Genomic DNA, 17,346 nt, shown 5'->3' on the forward strand with positions numbered 1-17,346 from the left:
CTTTCGGGTAAAAAGCAAAAGGCCAGACATATGATACTTTATCTTATTTCCTTACTGCCTTTTTTCTCCCCGACAGATTTAAATCTGATCGGGAAAAGATGCGCGTAATAAAAATTTTGCTTTTCTTAATGGTGGCGCTGTTCCATCAAGGCGTTAAAGGGCAAGCTATCGGCGATACTTTAATTGGCGGAAATCTGCCGGAGGTGCAAGTTACCGCGCAACATTATCTTCGGTATACCATTGGCTCCCGCACCACCCAACTGGATTCGGCTTACTTACAAATAAATAATGCCGCCACTTTAGCCGATGTATTGCAGAGCCGCAGCCCCATTTACCTGAAAAGCTACGGCAACGGCATGCTTTCTACTATTTCTTTCCGGGGAACTTCGGCTAGCCAAACGGCGGTGTTATGGAATGGTTTTAACATTAACCTGCCTACTTTAGGCCAAACTGATTTCTCCCAGATTCCGGTTACGGCGGTACAAGCCGTACAACTGCAACATGGTTCGGGTAGCGCCAATTTTGGTACGGGCGCTATTGGCGGTACCGTTTTACTTTCGTCGCAAGCTAACTGGCAACCGGGTTGGCAGTTTCGGGCTCAACAAGATTTTGGCAGTTTTGGGTATAATTTTCGCCAACTGGCCGGTAAGTTTAGCTCGAAAAAAGTAAGTGTAGAAACCAGTTTTTACCGCCGGTTGGCCGAGAACAATTTCGAATTTAAAAATACCACCCAGTTTGGCGCGCCCGTTCAACGCCAGGAAAACGCTTCTATCAACCAATGGGGCCTTACAACCAACCTGAATCTGCGGCTGAACTCCCGTAATATTGTAGCTATTCGTAATTGGTTTACCAACAATAATGACCAATCGCAGCCTAACATGGTGGCCGCTAATACCCATGCCCGCCTGGCTAACCGTAACTGGCGACTTATGGGCGAATGGACCAACCATGCTAAAATGGCTCGAACCATTGTGCGGGCCGCATATTTTTCAGATTATATGCGCTACCGCGACGATAACACTTTTTCAGAAACTCAGGTAAATACATATCAGGCTCAAGCAGAGCATAGCTTTACTTTAGCAAAAAAATTAACGTTGACGCAGGCAGTGATATTCAATATTTTACGGCCGAGGTAGATGGGTACGGAAAAAAAGTAAATGAGACCAGAGCCTCCGGTTTTCTTCTGTTTCGTTACGATCCTTTGTCTTTTCTGCACCTCAACCTGAACTTGCGTCAGGCTTGGGTAATTGGTTTTAACCCACCCTTGGCTCCTACCTTGGGTTTTGCCCTGGATGTACTTAAAAAAAATAAATATAATCTTACTTGGAAAGGAGCAGCTACGCGGGGCTACCGGGTTCCGACCTTAAATGATCGGTATTGGCCAACGGGTAATGCAAACTTAAAACCTGAGAACAGCTATAATTTTGAAACGGGTTTCCTGCATAAATATACCCCAGGCAGATTTAGCTTAGAAAATGAATTGACCGCTTACCAAATGCAGGTTGAAAATTGGATTCAATGGTTACCTGCCACTAGTACCGGCATTTGGTCGCCCCAAAACCTGAAACAAGTACACGTTACGGGAGCCGAATTTTCAAGTAAATTTTCCTGGTTTCTCCGGTATGGTAAACTAACCGGCGGCGTAAATTACAGTTATACTTCCTCGCAGCAGGCAAAAACTTACAGCAATTCTTCAGAACCAATCGGGAAACAACTGATATACGTGCCTTACCATACGGCTACTACTTACGCCGATATTACTTATAAAACCTGGCTGCTCACGGCTAATTACCAATATACGGGGGGCCGGTATACTACCGCCGAAAATACCCGCTCCTTGCCCGCTTACGGATTAGTAACACTTTACGGCGGCAAAACTTTTCCTATTGGTAAGGCTAGTTTTCAAATAATAGCCCGGGTAAATAATTTGACTAACCAAGTTTACCAGAACTTAGAATATTACGCTCTGCCCGGTCGGAACTACCAGCTTAGTAGCCGCTTTACTTTCCGTTAATCCACCTTTAAACACCAACTTAAATCTTTATTTTATGAACAAAAACTTATTTAACCAATCGGTTCTGATTGGCTTTTGCCTCAGCAGTATTTTTTTAACCAGTTGTACTGATGATGACTCGAATGGCGGCAATACCGTGCCTAAAGGCACTTACGAGAAAGGTGTTTTTGTAGTAAACGAAGGAAATTTTCAGAAAGGCAATGGTGCCATAAGCTTTTTTGATAAGCAAAATAAAACTGTTATAGCAGATGTTTTCCGCACGGAAAATAACCGGCCTTTAGGCGATGTGGTGCAGTCGGCAACCATTCATAATGACCGTACTTATGTAGTGGTAAATAACAGCAACAAAATAGAAATAGCGGATGCCAATACCTTTAAATCGCTGGGAGTAATTAATGATTTGCAGCTACCTCGTTATTTAGTGGTAGCGAATAACAAAGGATATGTAACGGAGTGGGTTAGTTTTAGCGGAAATGGCCGGGTTTCTGTCATTGATTTAACCACCAATACTATCATTAAAAGTTTGGAAGTAAGGAAACTCCCCGAAAAATTAATAGCAGTAAATAACAAGATTTACGTTACAAATTCCGGCGACAATACTATTTCCGTTATCAACCCCACTACCGATGCTATAGAAACGACCCTTACAGTAGGCGATTCACCGAACAGTTTGGCCGTAGATGCCGCGAATAAATTGTGGGTACTGTGCGGTGGTCAGAAAAACTATAATCCGGATTATTCTATTAACGAGAACACCAGTACGCCCGGAAGTTTAATCCGGATTAATCTGGCTACCAATGCCATAGAAGCTACTTTAACTTTTACGTCTAAAACCCAATCGCCGGAAGACTTAATGGTAAACGGCTCTAAAAACAAACTATACTATCGTTACAGCGGCAAAGTTTTTCAACAAGAAATTGCTAGCACCACTTTGAACTCTGCAGCATTCCTGAACCGTAATTTTTATGGTATTGGCGTTGACCCGGTTGATAATTTAATTTATGGGGCTGATGCGGGTTCATTTACCTCTGATGGCAAAGTAGTGCGTTTTAATCCGAATGGTTCACCGGTAGATTCTTTCACGGTTAGCCTACTACCCAGCGAGTTCTTATTTAAGTAAGATCTAATCTTATTAAGTACACTGCATAAATAACCCCGTTAGTTTTAAACTGCTAACGGGGTTAAATAAACTTAATTTTTATCTTCAGTTTTAGCTTAGCCATCTATTCGGCAGCAGATTATTCCTACTGATCTGCTTGGCCGTCGTTATCCGCGTCGCGGGTGCCATTATCGGGATCTACTTTTTGATACGTTTTATTCGCATCCGGATCATCGCTGTTCCTAATGGAATCGGCCGCAGCGGAATTTTCCGGTTCATTGGTATTTAATTTTTCCGGATTTTTATCTTTAGCGCCGCCATCCTCTACATTGGTATCGCCTTCCTTCGTACCCGTACTGCAGGCAGTTAATTGAAGAGCTGCTCCCAGCAAAAGAACCAGACTAAATCGATTAATAGATAACAATATTTTTTTCATAGTTTGTTTATAAAAGTTAAGAAATCGCATATTCCGGTAAAATTCATCTTATTTATCAAAGTTTGTACGGCAACCTTGCCGAATGGTTAAAATAAGTATTGTTAGCAGTTGCGATTTAAATAAGAGGATGAGAAAATTTTTAAACTTATACCAGCCTGTAGATATGCGGCTGGCTTATGACTAATGTTGGGTATGTAAATAAGAAATGCCGCTATTAGTAGCGGCATTTCTTATTTATTGAAGAGAACTAATTTCTAAGTAAATTCAGGCACTTTTAATAAGCCCGTACTTCTTTCTTTTCCATAAAATTCATAAAGGCGCGGTTTACTACTTTGTTCCCACCCGGCGTGGGATAATTACCCGTAAAATACCAGTCGCCGGTATGGTTAGGGCAAGCTAAGTGCAGGTTCTCAATAGTCTGGAAAATAACTTCTATTTCCGCGTTAATTTCGGGTCCGCGAACAATTTCGGCTACTTTATTGGATATTTGCTCCGGTGTAAATAAATCAAATAGTTCTTTTACAAAATTAGTCCGCTTAAAAGCTTCGGTACCCTCGTGCGCCCGGCATTTATCGTAGACCTCATCCAGTTTATAATCTTGCCCATTATCCTCTAATAACTGTAACATTGCCCGGAACGCTACAAATTCTTTTAACTTCGACATATCTATGCCGTAACAATCCGGATAGCGAATTTGCGGTGCGCAGGAAACTACCACAATTTTCTTTGGTTCCAGCCGGTCGAGCATCCGGATAATACTTTTCTCCAGGGTAGTACCTCGCACAATTGAATCATCAATCATGACAATGGTATCCACCCCTTTTTTAATTACTTCGTAAGTAGTATCGTAAACGTGCGCTACCAAATCGTCGCGGTTGTCGTTATCAGTAATAAAGGTGCGCATTTTCGCGTCTTTAATCACCAGTTTTTCGGCCCGAGGCTTAGCAGTTAAAATCTCGTCTAACTCTTCCGGACTTGCCCCTTTCAAAATAGCTTCCTTGCGGTATTGGCGCAGATAATCCTCAATTCCTTGCATCATACCCAACCAGGCAGTTTCGGCAGTATTCGGAATATAAGAGAAAACGGTGTTTTTTAAATCGTAATCAATGGCTTCGAGTACCTGTTCGCAAAGTAAATGGCCCATACGCTTGCGCTCCTGATAAATCTCGGGATCGTTACCGCGCGAAAAGTAAATTCTTTCGAAACTGCAGGATTTTTTCTCGGCTTCGGCTAAAATTTCGAGTTCGCGGGAACCGCCATTTTTATTAATAATTAAAGCGTGACCCGGCGTAACTTCCTGAATCTGGCTGTAATCAATCCCAAAAGCCGTTTTAATGGCCGGCTTTTCCGAAGCTACAACTACCACTTCTTCGTCGATGTAATAATAAGCCGGACGGATACCGGCCGGATCACGTACCACAAAAGCCGCCCCGTAGCCCGTTAACCCGGCCATGGCATAACCACCATCAAAGTCTTTACAAGCCCGCCGCAGTACCCGTTGTAAATTTAAATTTTCTTCAATCAGGTGCGATATTTCGGTATTGGTATAGCGCTCTTGTTTGTAAGAGTCAAACAAGGTTTGATTTTCTTCGTCGAGAAAGTGACCGATTTTTTCCAGTACTGTAATAGTATCCGTAGTTTGGCGTGGATGCTGACCAATATCCACTAACACATTAAATAACTCGTCGGCATTGGTCATGTTAAAATTACCGGCTACGGCCAGGCTACGGCTCCGCCAATTATTTTCGCGTACCATCGGGTGGCAATTATCAATGCTGTTCAGGCCGTGCGTGCCATAACGCAAATGGCCCAAGTAAACATCCCCTAAAAAAGAGAGATTTTTCTTGAGCCATTTGGTATCGTTCACTTGCTCCGGGAACCGTTTCTTTAACTTAGTATAAGAATCACCGATTTTACCGAAAATAGCCGGGATTGCCCGGGTTTTAACCGACCGATAACGCGAAATATATTCGGTTCCCGGTTCGGCGTCTATTTTTATACTAGCTACCCCGGCACCATCTTGACCGCGGTTATGCTGTTTTTCCATTAAAAGGTACAACTTATTAATGCCGTACATGGCGGTACCATACTTATCGACATAATATTGGGTGGGTTTTCGTAGCCTAATTAAGGCAATACCACACTCATGCTTTATTGCGTCGCTCATATTGTTTTTGCAAGTTACAAGTTACAGGTTGCAAGCTTTCGAAAAAGCTACCAGCCAACCTTACCAAAATATATTAAAGTTAAACAGAGCGTAGTTTTATACCATTCCGTACCGAATATAAGGAAAAGACAAAAAATTATTTAATAAAAAGATGAATGAAATTTATAAGCCAATCCGTTCGAAAGAAAAAAACTACTACCGGCAAAGCCAGGACCAAGATTAATACTCGCGAAGTTATTGGTATAACCTTTTTTTCTTTACGGAAATTCCTTTTGAAAAATAAGAAATACGGAATTTTAACGTAATAAAAAAAAGCTACCCCGGTAAAAAGCAATCCGGCTACTACCAGCAACAGCATCAACGGATTACCCGAAACCTGATAGGTTTGCCAAACCGAGCTAAATACCAATAATTTGGCCGTAAAACCAGCCGTAGGCGGCAACCCGGTTAAAGAAATTAAAAATACAATGGCTACTATTCCTATAAAAGGATAATGCTTTCCCCAACCGCTAAAATCCGGGAAGGTAAATACGCCTAACTGCTCTTCAAATTCCTGGATAAATAAAAAAATGCCAAAATTTGTAAACAGCAAAATGGTAACGTAAAACAACAAATTACTCAGGTTATCACCGGACAAAGATAAACAGGCGGCCAGCATAAATCCAGCGTGCGATACCGACGAGTACGCGAGCATGCGTTTGGGTTTACTCTGCCAAAGTGCCGTAAAATTACCAATGACTAAAGTAAACAAAGCAATACCCGCCACAAAAAGCAGCACATCAAAATACAAGGCTTGGTAAAGTTTCTGGGCCTTCAATACTTCCACAAAGCGCAGCAACACTAATATACCCGCTATTTTGGGTGCCGTAGAAAATAAAGCGACTACGGGAGTAGGCGTATTTTCGTACACATCCGGAGCCCAGAAGTGAAAAGGAGCCGCCGATATTTTAAATAAAAGACCAGCCAGAGTAAGCACTATTCCTACAGTTACCGCTACCGGATAAACCTGGTTTACTGCCTGCCAGAAATCCGGTTGTAAAAATTGCAAGGACCCGGTAAAACCATACAGAAACGACATTCCGTAGAGCATTACCCCAGCGGCCATGGTACCGTACAGAATATACTTCATTCCGGCTTCGGTACTACGCACATTTTCCTTTACAATCATGGTAAGTAAATAACTGGCAATAGATACCAACTCGATACTCACGAATAACAATAATAAATTAGCTGATTTTACCATTAGGTTCAGGCCTACTACCAGCACCAACAAATAGGCATAAAACTCGCCGCGACCAAAAAAATGCGTTTTAAATGGTTGGTATTGCCAAGCCAGCAAAATTGTTAGAATAGCCGCCAGATTAAATAAGATACCAGCATACATACTTAATCCATCTTTTATTAACAAGCCTAAAAGAAAAGGTTCGGGACGGGCATACCGGCTTATAGAAAAGCCTTCGAAGAACTGCACCCAAAGCACTAAGCCAAATCCTAGTAAGGCTAAAAAAGGCAAGGCGCTTTTGGCGAAATTAGATTTAAATAAATCGGTAAAAACAACCAGAAGACAAAAAACCGCGAGCAAAATTTCCGGCAACAGAGCACCTAATCCGTTTTGAATTTGCTCCAGAGTAGCCGTTAAGGAAAGAATAGATTTCTGCACGCTGCTCCTGGATTAAGGCATAGAATTTAAAACCTGATTTAGTTGCGGCGCTCCCTGCGTGAGAACGTGCTGCAGGAAACCACTCACTCCTAAACTTATCTTATCGAGTAAAACACTGGGTAAAATACCGAATAAGATTACCAAAATTACCAGCGGAATAAAAAGAGTGTATTCGCGCGTAGTTAAATCGGTTAGTCGGGTCCGCTCCCGCAATTCCGGGTGAATCCAGTTTTTACCAAAGAACATCCGTTGTAAGGCCCAAAGGTAATACGCGGCACCCAAAATCATACCCGCCATGGCGGCTATTGCTACCCACCGTGGCAGAATGCCCGATGTAGTAGCCGAGGCGAAAGCGCCGAGGAGCACCAGCAGTTCGGCGATAAAGCCCGCCAGCCCTGGTAAACCCAAAGAAGCAAAAAAAGCAATAACGGCTACCGTAGTAAAGGCCGGCATGGTACCGGCTAACCCCCGAAAACAAACAATAGAACGGCTTCCTGACCGATCGTAAATTACGCCCACTACCAAAAACAGCATGGCGGATATAAGACCGTGGCTAAACATCTGATAGATGGCTCCGTTTACTCCTTCCGAAGTTAAAGCCGCTAAGCCTAATAATACAAAACCCATGTGCGAAACCGACGAATAAGCAATTAACTTTTTTAAATCGCTCATTGCTAAAGCACAAAGGGCACCGTAGATAATAGTTACTACCGCCAATACACCCAAAAAATAAGAAAAATAAATTGCTCCATCGGGAAATACCGGAAACACAATCCGGAGCAAACCATACGCCCCCACTTTTAGCAGTAAACTGGCCAGAACCACTGAAATAGGGGTGGGGGCTTCTACGTGGGCATCGGGAAGCCAGGTATGTACGGGCACTAAAGGCATTTTAATGGCAAAACCGGCAAATAAAAGCAGAAAAGCCATTAACCGGATTGACACTGAACCTACCATTTTACCAGAAGTTAAGTGCAGCAAACTACCCGGGATAAAATTGCCCGCCGAAACTATATCCGGGATGCTGAAAGTATGAACCAGCACTTGTCGCGGTACTTTACCAATTGCTAATAAGTCTTGTACCTTCGTAATAATTCCAGCAGCATCTCCTAAAGCATTCGTTAACAAACCCATTTGTTGTCCGGTTGCTAATGGGTCAATCACGGAGGTATATAGCCCGATTATAACAATTAAAATAAAAATAGACCCAATTAAGGTATAGATAAAAAATTTAATAGCAGCGTACTCCCGGCGCGGTCCTCCCCATATTCCAATTAAGAAATACATGGGCAATAGCATGAACTCGAAAAACAGATAAAATAAAAATAAGTCGAGCGCCAGAAAACACCCCATAATGCTGCTCAATAACAGCAAATACAAAGCATAATATCCTTTTACACTTTTAGTAATGGAGAAAGACGAAATGGCTCCGATCAAACCGATAATCCCAGTGAGCAATACCATGGCAATGCTTAAGCCATCTACCCCCAGAAAATAGTTAATCCGCAGGTAACCTAAGCTGTTTAAGCTCAAATTAATCCATTTCACTTTTTCTACGAACTGATAACCTGTTTCGGTGGTGGCATTAAATTGCTGATATAACCAAATAGCCAAAATTAATTCTATCGCTGTAATACTACATGCTACCACTTGAATAAGTCGGGTTGCTCTACCCGGCAGAGCCAGGATAAGCAGAACCGCTGCTAAGGGAAGAAAAATTAGACTACTCAGAATAAAATTCATTCAAGTTAAATTGCTTCAGCAGACTTGTTAAAAGATTAAAATGTAAAAAACGAGCAATAACAAGCCTAAAAGTGAAAATATATAATACGTCTGGATTTTACCATTCTGCATCCAGCGGCCTAAGTTACCGGATAATTGCACCAATGCTCCCGTCGTTCGTACCAACCCGTCTACCACTGCCCGGTCAAACCAACCTACAATTTTAGAAAAAACTACCAGAATTTTCGCGAAAGTATTTATGCCGTAATCAATAACATTTTGGTCGGTTTTAGCCGTTATTTGAGCCAGCCACAATATAGGTTGTACCAAAATGGCTTCATACAACTTATTCAGATGAAAGTTATGGTAAATGAAACTCGAAAACCCTCTGGAGGGCAGCGCCGATAATTCGTAACTGGCTGCGGTAGTAATAAGATTACCCCGAAAACGTAACCAGGCTACGCCAGTTCCCAATAAAATTGCTAAAACGGACACTATTGCCGTGTAAAGATGAATGACTGAATGCTCCGAACCGTTTAATCCTGCCAGGAAATTACCGGCAAGCAAAAACTTTTGCGGATTTAAGGATACTACAGAAATACCAGCAGATAGCCAGCTTTCGCTGGCGCTAAAAGGATTAACGGCGTAAAAAATACCTAAAGCCAACAAAGATAAAAGAATCACCGGCCCGAGCATTAAAAAGGAAGTTTCACGGTGTTCGCTTACCCGCAAATGCTTTTCTCCGAAAGGTAACCGGAACTGGCCCGGAAAGATAAATAATAATTGGCGCGTCATATAGTAGGCGGTTAAAGCCCCCGATAAAAACCCAATTACCGGCACTACATACCACCAGCTATTACCCAGTTTTTCGTGCCCGTAAGCTGCCCACGTCCAGGCCCCGATTAAAATAGCCTCTTTGGACAAAAATCCGGAAAAAAAAGGTATGCCCACCAAAGCGGCGGCCGCTAACAAATACGAATAAAAAGTGTACGGCAGTTTATTCCATAATCCTCCCATGTTGCGAATATCCTGGGCATCCATAACGGCAGATGCTTCGGTTCCCTCCTGTACCAGCACATGGTGCACCGCGTGAATAATAATACCGGCGTTCAGGAAAAGCGCCGCCTTAAAAAAAGCGTGCGTTGTCAGGTGGAACAATGCCGCATCGTGCGCTCCTACCCCCATACCCATTACCATATAGCCTAATTGCGAGATAGTAGAATAAGCCAATATTTTTTTAATATCAAACTGCGTACACGCTGCTAAAGCACCCATTAAAGCCGTAATGGCTCCTACTATGGCAATAACTAGTAAAGCATCGGGCGTAAAAAAGGCGTAGCATTTAGCTAAAAGGTAAATACCAGCTGCCACCATAGTAGCGGCGTGAATAAGCGCCGAAACCGGGGTGGGCCCTTCCATGGCATCGGGTAGCCAAACTTGTAGCGGGAATTGGGCCGATTTACCTACGCAACCGCAAAATAAGGCTAATCCGGTTAAAGTAAGCAAACTAACTGGAATTTGGAGTGATGGTTCAATGGTTGGAAGAGCAGACAAGCTAAAATTACCATTAAAACTTGTTTGCATTAGAGCTAAAGGCTCTTTGAGTGCCACCAAATCGAATGTTCCAAAAATGCTGTACAACAAAAACAATCCGATCAGTAAACCTACATCGCCGACGCGGTTAACAATGAAAGCTTTTTTACTGGCTTGAACAGCAGCGGGCCGGTCGAACCAAAAACCAATGAGCAGGTAAGAGCAAAAACCTACCAGTTCCCAGAAAATAAATATAATTAGTAAATTATCGGCCAGTACCAGGCCCAGCATACTAAAAGTAAATAAACTCAGGAAGGCAAAATAGCGGTTGTAATGTTCATCGGCGTGCAGGTAGGCTACGGAAAATATTTGGACTAATAAAGAAATAAAAGTAACCAGCACCAGCATTAATACTGTCAGATTATCGAGGTAAATTCCGGCTGTAAAAAGTTGATGCGTTTGAGCGGAACCGGCCAACTGGAACCAGGTAAAGCGGCCATGTACCACTGGTTGCTGCCAGACTTGGCTAAATAAATATACTGCCAGCAAAAAAATTACTGCGCCCGCCCCAATGCTTAGCCAATCACCTTGCCTAGTTATTTTTTTTCCGAATAAAAAACAAATCCCAAATGCTAGTAAAGGCAGTAAAAGTAAGCCAAGCGCCACTTGTAAGTTTGTCGTTCCGGTTAAACTGCTCGTTAGAGGGTCGGTGTTCAAAACGTTTTCGTCTTATCCGCGCGAAGTATCTACCTCGTTTACGTTTACGGTATTAAAATATTGATACACTTTTAAAATTATAGCCAAGGCAATTGCGGCCTCCGCGGCGGCAATAATAATTACGAAGAGCGCAAAAACCTGCCCTTGCAATAAATTTGGATCGTGTTGACTAAAGGCGATTAAGTTTAAATTAGCCGCATTAAAAATTAGCTCAATTCCCATTAACACCGCTACGGCGTGGCGCTTGGTTACAATGGCCAAAACTCCAATGCAGAACAAGGCAGCACTTAATAACAGCAAATGTTCGAGCGGAATAGACGCCATGATGTAGTTATAGGTTATTAGTTGCTCGTTCTTTAATTTATAATTTTATGGTTCCCAATTGATTCCACTTTAACCCGATTCTAAAATAATTACAGTTAAAGGCTTTTACTCATTTAGCTTGCGAACTGATAAAAGCGGCTCCCATTAAAGCAATCAGCAAAATAAAAGATGCTACTTCAAAAGGGAGTGCAAAGTTAGTCATTAAGTTGATACCAATACCATGCAAGGTAGATTTTACCCCCGTAGATGCTATTGTTTCAGAATGGCGGAGCCAGGGCAATTGCATAAAATGCGTCCGGGTAATAACATAAACCAAACCACCCAATAACAAAAAAGAAAGCATCCCTCCGGCAATACCATTACTCGACTCCGACCGAATAAAAATAGTATCACCCCGGTTACTCAGCATTATACCAAATAGAATGAGTACCAAAATACCACCCACGTAAACCATCAATTGCGTAACCGCTAAAAAATCGGCAAACAGTAAAACATACACCGCTGCTAAACTCAGCAAGGTGATTAACAACATAAATGCCGCGTGCAAAAGGTTTTTCATAAAAACCAGCAACAGCGCCGAGCCCACTATTAAAAACGCAAATACGTAAAATAAAATAAGGGCCATTGTTTAGTTGAGAGGTTTTAAAGTTGAAAAGTTAAAAGGTTGTAAAGTTTAAAAAGTATCTGCCTTATTAGGATTTAGAACTTACTTTACCTTGATTTATCGTCATTTTTTATATTTTTATTATCTGTTTATTTCTCCTGTATCTACAACCTGTAACTTGAAACCTGCAACTTGTAATTTATTTTGCTTTGGCAGCTTGCTGTTTTTTAAATAATTCTTGCTTTTCCCGGGCTTGTTCGGGAGTTAGGTCGGTGAAGTGGTAAATCATATTTTTAATATCTACCTCCGGAAAATCGTACACCTTCGTCATGGTTAAGCAATCGGTTGGGCAAACGGTGGTACACAAACCGCAGTAGCAACACTTGGCCATGTCAATATCAAACTTAGGCGCGTAGAGCCGTTTTTTGGTACCGTCGGAAGTTATCCCAATTTCTTCGGTGGCTTTTATCGACTCAATTTCGATGCAGTTTACCGGACAAATTTTCGCGCAAAGGTCACAGACAATACAATCATCCATTTCGTTGTGCAGCCGGTAGCGGCCATTATCGGGCACCGGAATGGTTTCGTACGGATATTTTAAAGTAACCAATCCTTCTTTTTGGGTAAAATAATCCGGATCGGAAACATACATTTGCTCTCGGCGTTTGGTTGCCTTTTTTATATGCCGCAGCGAGAGCATCAGGCCACTCCACAAGGAATGAACAGCTGTCCAAAAACCTTTATTTCTTTCTATACTTATTGAATTCTTTTTCATTTTTTAAATCATTAACAAGCGCCAGACGCCTGCTAAAAGCACCATTCCTAAGCTTACCGGAATTAAAATTTTCCAGCAAAGTTGCATCAACTGGTCTACGCGCATACGGGGATAAGTCCAGCGAAGCCAAATTTGGGAAAGCAACAAAATGCTTACTTTGCTCATTAACCAGAAAAATCCCCAGCTAGTAGCTACGATAGTACCCGGAGTTCCGGTAGTCCAGGTGGCTAATTTTAACGGGCCCATATTGGGTAAAGGCGTATTCCAACTGCCTAAAAATAAAATAGTAGCTACCAGGCAAACCAGCACCATTAGGGTATATTCGGCTAAAAACAAAGCAGCAAACCGAAAACCAGAATATTCTACGTGAAAACCGGCCACTAATTCCGATTCCGCTTCCGGAATATCAAACGGCGCCCGATTACACTCGGCCAGCGAGGCGATGTAATAAATAACAAAACTGACGAGCAAAAACGGCATCCGGATTATGTTCCAGGTAGTAATTCCACCTACCGCCGTTACATCCACGTTTAAGGCTTTTAAGCCAAATAAATAATTCTTCTCGTTTTCCAGCCCGGCAAAATGATGGAGTAAAATTCCTTGCTGAAAACTTATTTCCTGCAAGTTCAGCGATTGGCAAATCATAACGGCGCTCAAAATAGCCAGCCCAGCTGGAATCTCATACGAAACAATTTGCCCCACCGACCGCATGGCACCCAGCACCGCGTATTTGTTATTCGAGCCCCAACCGGCCATGAGTAAGCCAATTACATCCAGTGACACGATGGAAAGTAAAAAGAAAATGCCAACCTCCGCGCCAGAAGAAATAATATCCGGCGAAACTGGCACCACGGCGAAACCGGCCAGTACGGCCGCAAAAATTATAATTGGGGCAATACGAAATAAATTTTTATCGGCGGTGGCAGGTACAATATCTTCTTTTTGCAGCAGTTTGAGTACATCCATTATAGCCTGAAACATGCCGTACGGACCAACTTCCGTTGGACCTAGGCGATCCTGAATAAAAGCCGCTACTTTACGTTCCGCGTAAGCCAGCGCAATTACCAGCCCCAAAATAACTACAATGCAAATAAGTAATGCCAGCATATTACTCCTACCAGAATAGCAGGCAAAGGTATTTCAAATATTATGAAATAAGAAACGCTTTATTACCGGATTGTTATGGACAGGATGTAAATTATCTGTTCACCTCCAGCAAATGCGGCAAAAATTGCGATAAATTGGTGATAATGCCTTTTTCGCGGCGCAGACCAATGGCGCAACCTTCTCCGGCCCAGAAAACACCGGACTGGTAAAAATTACCGGCCTCATCTTGCGGTAAATCTACCCAAGCCTGATATACTACCTTCTGGTTCCCGTACTCGCCTTCTTTCGTTTCCAAAATTCGCTGGTCTACTACTTGCACGTTCTGGCCTTCGCGGCCGAAAAAAGGTTTCCGGACGTATTTTCCTCTTATTGGTTCTAAGGAGGTCTCGAGTAAAAGGGGGTGGTTCGGATAAGCTTTCCAGAGCCAGGCCAGAAAACCTTTGCTTTGCCAGATCAAAGTATAGGCCGGATTAGCGACTACTACATTGCGGGTAAGAACCAAGCTGGCTAAATCTTCGGCGAGTTCCGGTTCTTCCCAGGCAATTTGCTCCCAGGGTAATAATTTAAAAATAAAAGGAAATTGCAACCACTCGTTTTTACCTACTTCGCCCCAAACGCCTCGTTCAGTTCCTTCAGTAGAAAAAGTCAATTCATCAATCGGGAATAAATAAGCATCAAAGCCGGCTTCCCGCGCCGCTTGGGCAATTACTTCGCAGTTGGTACGGTCTTCGGTGCTTTCGCCAATGTAAGTTAAGACCAGGTTGGGAGCTAAATCAGCACTTAAACTGCGCCAAGTGGCGAGTTGTTCCACCAAAGCTTCGTATAACCCCGAAGCTTGCGCCGCATCATTTTTACCGGCCGCGGCTAAACTGGCCCATTGCACTACTGCCGTTTCCGGAATAGAAGTAGCCGTATCGGCATTAAACTCCAGCAACTTGGGGCCTTGAGGAGTTTGCACTAAATCGAACCGACCATAAAGGTGCCAATGACGATCGTCGTTCCACGAAAGCCGGATAATTGGCCATAAATTTTCGGGAATATCTAAAATTCGCAGAAAGTCGTCGGGCAGATCATCTGGCACGGCGGCTACCATCATGTCGTATAATTGAGTAGCCGCATTGAGTAAAGCATCGGCTTCTGTTTCGGGTAATAATACGGCTTCACCGGGCAAATAATTAGCGCAACCTTCTTCCGTTACCCAGGTCCAACCTAAACCTTGCAGCACCGCATTTACATTACCTTGGTGGGTAATTACCCGTACCAAGTTATTATTTGAGTTCGATGGGGAAATTCCGGAAAGTAAAGTAGCCAAATTAAATTTTTAAAAGTTTAAGCCGAAAAACCACTCCGACGTCCGGAAAAATAACCGGACCGACCTTGCGGTGCCTGCGTTACGCTCCGGCTCCGAAACGCGCCGCTGCCGTAATAGCCTCCCCGACCGCCACTCTGTTGACGTTGCTGGTAAACACTGTTGCGCCAGCCGCTGGTACGGTTAAAGATCGAAGAATTAGCGTAATATGCCGGATTAGGCGATAACATCCTACCCGCCATGTACCCGATACCACTCCACATAAGGACATCCATCATCCCGAACCGATTCGTATTATTAGGATGCACCGAGGCGTACTCGTTCATGGCGCGTTGCAGCGGTTCGCCGGTAAGCGTATCTATTTTGCCATCGTAATGTTTTAAAATAGCCGCAACCTGACCTGCTCCGGCGGGACGTTCGTCGGTAACTTTCCAATTATTCGGGCTTGTTTCCGTCATTTCGGTAATAACGCCCTGGCTCAGGTTACTCGCCCCCGTCGACCAGTCACTGGAAGCTGTATCTTCGGCGGTATTGTTCGAGGAAGAATTACAACTGGCTAGTCCTAAACTGCTCGCGGCTGCCAAAATAAGCACGTTGCGCTTTAAATCCCCAATTATATGATAGCGTTTTTTCATGATATTTAGTCGATGGTAATTAGTCCACAGTCGATAGTCCACGAACATTTATTTTGTATACGTAAATTTTAACTTAATCAATACATATCTCCGCCTCTTTATTTACGTTGCCTTTTTCATCCTTGCTTAAATCTCTAGTCCATGAACCATGAACCAGCAATTCAACGGTGATTGAAGTCTGTGGACTATCGACCATAGACTGTGGACCAATTACTCCCACAGCGGGTAATGTTCCAGGTTTACTTCCCTTTCAAAAAATATTTTGGTAGATTCTTCAAAGGAGCGGGTAAAATCTGATACGTAAAATTCGTGTTCCTTTGCTAGTTTATCGGCGGCTAAATGGTTAGCTACCAGGAAAGTTTTCATGTGACCGGCTACTAATTCCGAGGCATCTACAATATCTACTTGCCCTTGGTAATACTCATTTATCTGATTTTTAATTAACGGATAATGGGTACAACCTAAAATAAGAGCTTCGATATTGGCCAAGGCCGGGTCAGAGAGATACTTAGCTATAACGCTCTCGCTGATATTGTTATTAAAAAATCCTTCTTCAATCATGGTAGCCAGCAAAGGCGTAGCCACCGATTGCAGGGATATATTTTTATCTAAAGCATCAATCTTCTTTTTATAAACATTAGAATGTACGGTTTGTTTCGTACCAATTAAGCCCACCGTTTTATTCGGGTACTTTTGCCCGATATATTCGATAACCGGATCAATTACGTTTAAAATTTTGGCTTTGCTGCCCACGTATTCCCGTACTAAATCATAAGCTGCCGCCGAAGCCGAATTACAGGCAATTAAAATAACTTTACACTTTTGCTGAATAAGAAGATTACAAATTTTAACGGAGTAAGCCTGAATAGCTGCCGTTGATTTATCACCGTAGGGTAAATGCGCGGTATCGCCGAAATAAATTAATTGTTCGTGAGGTAACAAGCGAGTAATTGCCTGGGCCATGGTTAAACCACCAATACCGCTGTCGTAAACCCCAATGGGTTGCTGTTTTAAATTTTGGCTCATAAAGCAAAATTACGGCAATTTGCGGAATTATCACTTGAATTACTCACGAGGCTGCAATCCGTAAAATATATAATTTATACACATACTTACGTATTTATACTTATATAACTTATTTTATACGTATAACCTTATAAATCTCTTTAACGCAATTTATTTTGCATTTTTAAACTTTAGCTTATTATAACCGTATATAAAACCAAATTGAAATAGTAGCTTTT

General features: G+C 42.6%; 15 protein-coding genes. 3 read left to right on the plus strand and 12 right to left on the minus strand.

The window, feature by feature from the left end:
• The first annotated feature begins 98 nt into the window (after positions 1 to 98).
• Genes AHMF7605_RS13905 through AHMF7605_RS13915 form a run of 3 tightly spaced genes read left to right on the plus strand, consistent with a single transcriptional unit; the run spans position 99 to position 3,134 of the window.
• Positions 99 to 1,136 (plus strand): TonB-dependent receptor, encoded by a 1,038-nt coding sequence (locus AHMF7605_RS13905; RefSeq protein WP_106930263.1) that lies wholly within the window; start codon positions 99 to 101, stop codon positions 1,134 to 1,136.
• Positions 1,112 to 2,014: a TonB-dependent receptor domain-containing protein gene (locus tag AHMF7605_RS13910; RefSeq protein ID WP_262512385.1), complete on the plus strand. Its 903-nt coding sequence runs from the start codon at positions 1,112 to 1,114 to the stop codon at positions 2,012 to 2,014. Before AHMF7605_RS13905 ends, AHMF7605_RS13910 begins: the two co-directional genes overlap by 25 nt.
• A gap of 34 nt (positions 2,015 to 2,048) precedes the next feature.
• Complete coding sequence (locus AHMF7605_RS13915) at positions 2,049 to 3,134, plus strand: YncE family protein (protein WP_106930266.1); 1,086 nt, start codon at positions 2,049 to 2,051, stop codon at positions 3,132 to 3,134.
• 124 nt (positions 3,135 to 3,258) lie between these two features.
• On the opposite strand, the gene AHMF7605_RS13920 is transcribed toward AHMF7605_RS13915, so the two are convergent.
• From AHMF7605_RS13920 to murI, 12 genes are all read right to left on the minus strand, one after another.
• Entirely contained in the window at positions 3,259 to 3,549 is a 291-nt protein-coding gene (locus AHMF7605_RS13920) for a hypothetical protein (protein ID WP_106930268.1), read from the minus strand.
• A gap of 274 nt (positions 3,550 to 3,823) precedes the next feature.
• Positions 3,824 to 5,716 (minus strand): amidophosphoribosyltransferase, encoded by a 1,893-nt coding sequence (locus tag AHMF7605_RS13925; protein WP_106930270.1) that lies wholly within the window; start codon positions 5,714 to 5,716, stop codon positions 3,824 to 3,826.
• 136 nt (positions 5,717 to 5,852) lie between these two features.
• On the minus strand, positions 5,853 to 7,376 hold the full coding sequence (locus AHMF7605_RS13930) for an NADH-quinone oxidoreductase subunit N (protein WP_106930272.1): 1,524 nt from the start codon (positions 7,374 to 7,376) through the stop codon (positions 5,853 to 5,855).
• Between the two features lie 12 nt (positions 7,377 to 7,388).
• On the minus strand, positions 7,389 to 9,119 hold the full coding sequence (locus AHMF7605_RS13935) for a complex I subunit 4 family protein (protein ID WP_106930273.1): 1,731 nt from the start codon (positions 9,117 to 9,119) through the stop codon (positions 7,389 to 7,391).
• A gap of 27 nt (positions 9,120 to 9,146) precedes the next feature.
• Positions 9,147 to 11,348, minus strand: coding sequence for an NADH-quinone oxidoreductase subunit L (gene nuoL / locus AHMF7605_RS13940; protein ID WP_106930275.1), 2,202 nt, complete (start codon positions 11,346 to 11,348; stop codon positions 9,147 to 9,149).
• Positions 11,349 to 11,360: 12 nt separating this feature from the next.
• Complete coding sequence (gene nuoK / locus AHMF7605_RS13945) at positions 11,361 to 11,672, minus strand: NADH-quinone oxidoreductase subunit NuoK (RefSeq protein ID WP_106930277.1); 312 nt, start codon at positions 11,670 to 11,672, stop codon at positions 11,361 to 11,363.
• Between the two features lie 109 nt (positions 11,673 to 11,781).
• On the minus strand, positions 11,782 to 12,297 hold the full coding sequence (locus tag AHMF7605_RS13950; RefSeq protein ID WP_106930279.1) for an NADH-quinone oxidoreductase subunit J family protein: 516 nt from the start codon (positions 12,295 to 12,297) through the stop codon (positions 11,782 to 11,784).
• Between the two features lie 178 nt (positions 12,298 to 12,475).
• The gene (locus AHMF7605_RS13955) at positions 12,476 to 13,051 is read right to left on the minus strand and encodes a 4Fe-4S binding protein (protein WP_106930281.1); all 576 of its coding nucleotides are present in this window, start codon (positions 13,049 to 13,051) and stop codon (positions 12,476 to 12,478) included.
• Between the two features lie 3 nt (positions 13,052 to 13,054).
• Positions 13,055 to 14,158, minus strand: a complete 1,104-nt coding sequence (locus AHMF7605_RS13960; RefSeq protein ID WP_106930283.1) for a complex I subunit 1/NuoH family protein — start codon at positions 14,156 to 14,158, stop codon at positions 13,055 to 13,057.
• Positions 14,159 to 14,249: 91 nt separating this feature from the next.
• Complete coding sequence (locus AHMF7605_RS13965; RefSeq protein ID WP_233219071.1) at positions 14,250 to 15,470, minus strand: glutathionylspermidine synthase family protein; 1,221 nt, start codon at positions 15,468 to 15,470, stop codon at positions 14,250 to 14,252.
• A 17-nt stretch (positions 15,471 to 15,487) separates the two neighbouring features.
• Positions 15,488 to 16,102, minus strand: coding sequence for a hypothetical protein (locus AHMF7605_RS13970; protein ID WP_106930285.1), 615 nt, complete (start codon positions 16,100 to 16,102; stop codon positions 15,488 to 15,490).
• Positions 16,103 to 16,312: 210 nt separating this feature from the next.
• A complete protein-coding gene (murI, locus tag AHMF7605_RS13975) occupies positions 16,313 to 17,128 on the minus strand; it encodes a glutamate racemase (protein ID WP_106930287.1) in 816 nt (271 codons plus the stop codon).
• Between the last annotated feature and the right edge of the window lie 218 nt (positions 17,129 to 17,346).

Origin of the sequence: Adhaeribacter arboris (genome assembly GCF_003023845.1) — a bacterium.
Classification (GTDB): Bacteria; Bacteroidota; Bacteroidia; order Cytophagales; family Hymenobacteraceae; genus Adhaeribacter; species Adhaeribacter arboris.

Coding starts and splice junctions, on each gene's coding strand:
- nuoK (WP_106930277.1), bottom strand. CDS start 11,672: ATGGCGTCTATTCCGCTCGAACATTTGCTGTTATTAAGTGCTGCCTTG.
- AHMF7605_RS13950 (WP_106930279.1), bottom strand. CDS start 12,297: ATGGCCCTTATTTTATTTTACGTATTTGCGTTTTTAATAGTGGGCTCG.
- AHMF7605_RS13935 (WP_106930273.1), bottom strand. CDS start 9,119: ATGAATTTTATTCTGAGTAGTCTAATTTTTCTTCCCTTAGCAGCGGTT.
- AHMF7605_RS13955 (WP_106930281.1), bottom strand. CDS start 13,051: ATGAAAAAGAATTCAATAAGTATAGAAAGAAATAAAGGTTTTTGGACA.
- AHMF7605_RS13970 (WP_106930285.1), bottom strand. CDS start 16,102: ATGAAAAAACGCTATCATATAATTGGGGATTTAAAGCGCAACGTGCTT.
- AHMF7605_RS13925 (WP_106930270.1), bottom strand. CDS start 5,716: ATGAGCGACGCAATAAAGCATGAGTGTGGTATTGCCTTAATTAGGCTA.
- AHMF7605_RS13915 (WP_106930266.1), top strand. CDS start 2,049: ATGAACAAAAACTTATTTAACCAATCGGTTCTGATTGGCTTTTGCCTC.
- AHMF7605_RS13920 (WP_106930268.1), bottom strand. CDS start 3,549: ATGAAAAAAATATTGTTATCTATTAATCGATTTAGTCTGGTTCTTTTG.
- murI (WP_106930287.1), bottom strand. CDS start 17,128: ATGAGCCAAAATTTAAAACAGCAACCCATTGGGGTTTACGACAGCGGT.
- AHMF7605_RS13905 (WP_106930263.1), top strand. CDS start 99: ATGCGCGTAATAAAAATTTTGCTTTTCTTAATGGTGGCGCTGTTCCAT.
- AHMF7605_RS13960 (WP_106930283.1), bottom strand. CDS start 14,158: ATGCTGGCATTACTTATTTGCATTGTAGTTATTTTGGGGCTGGTAATT.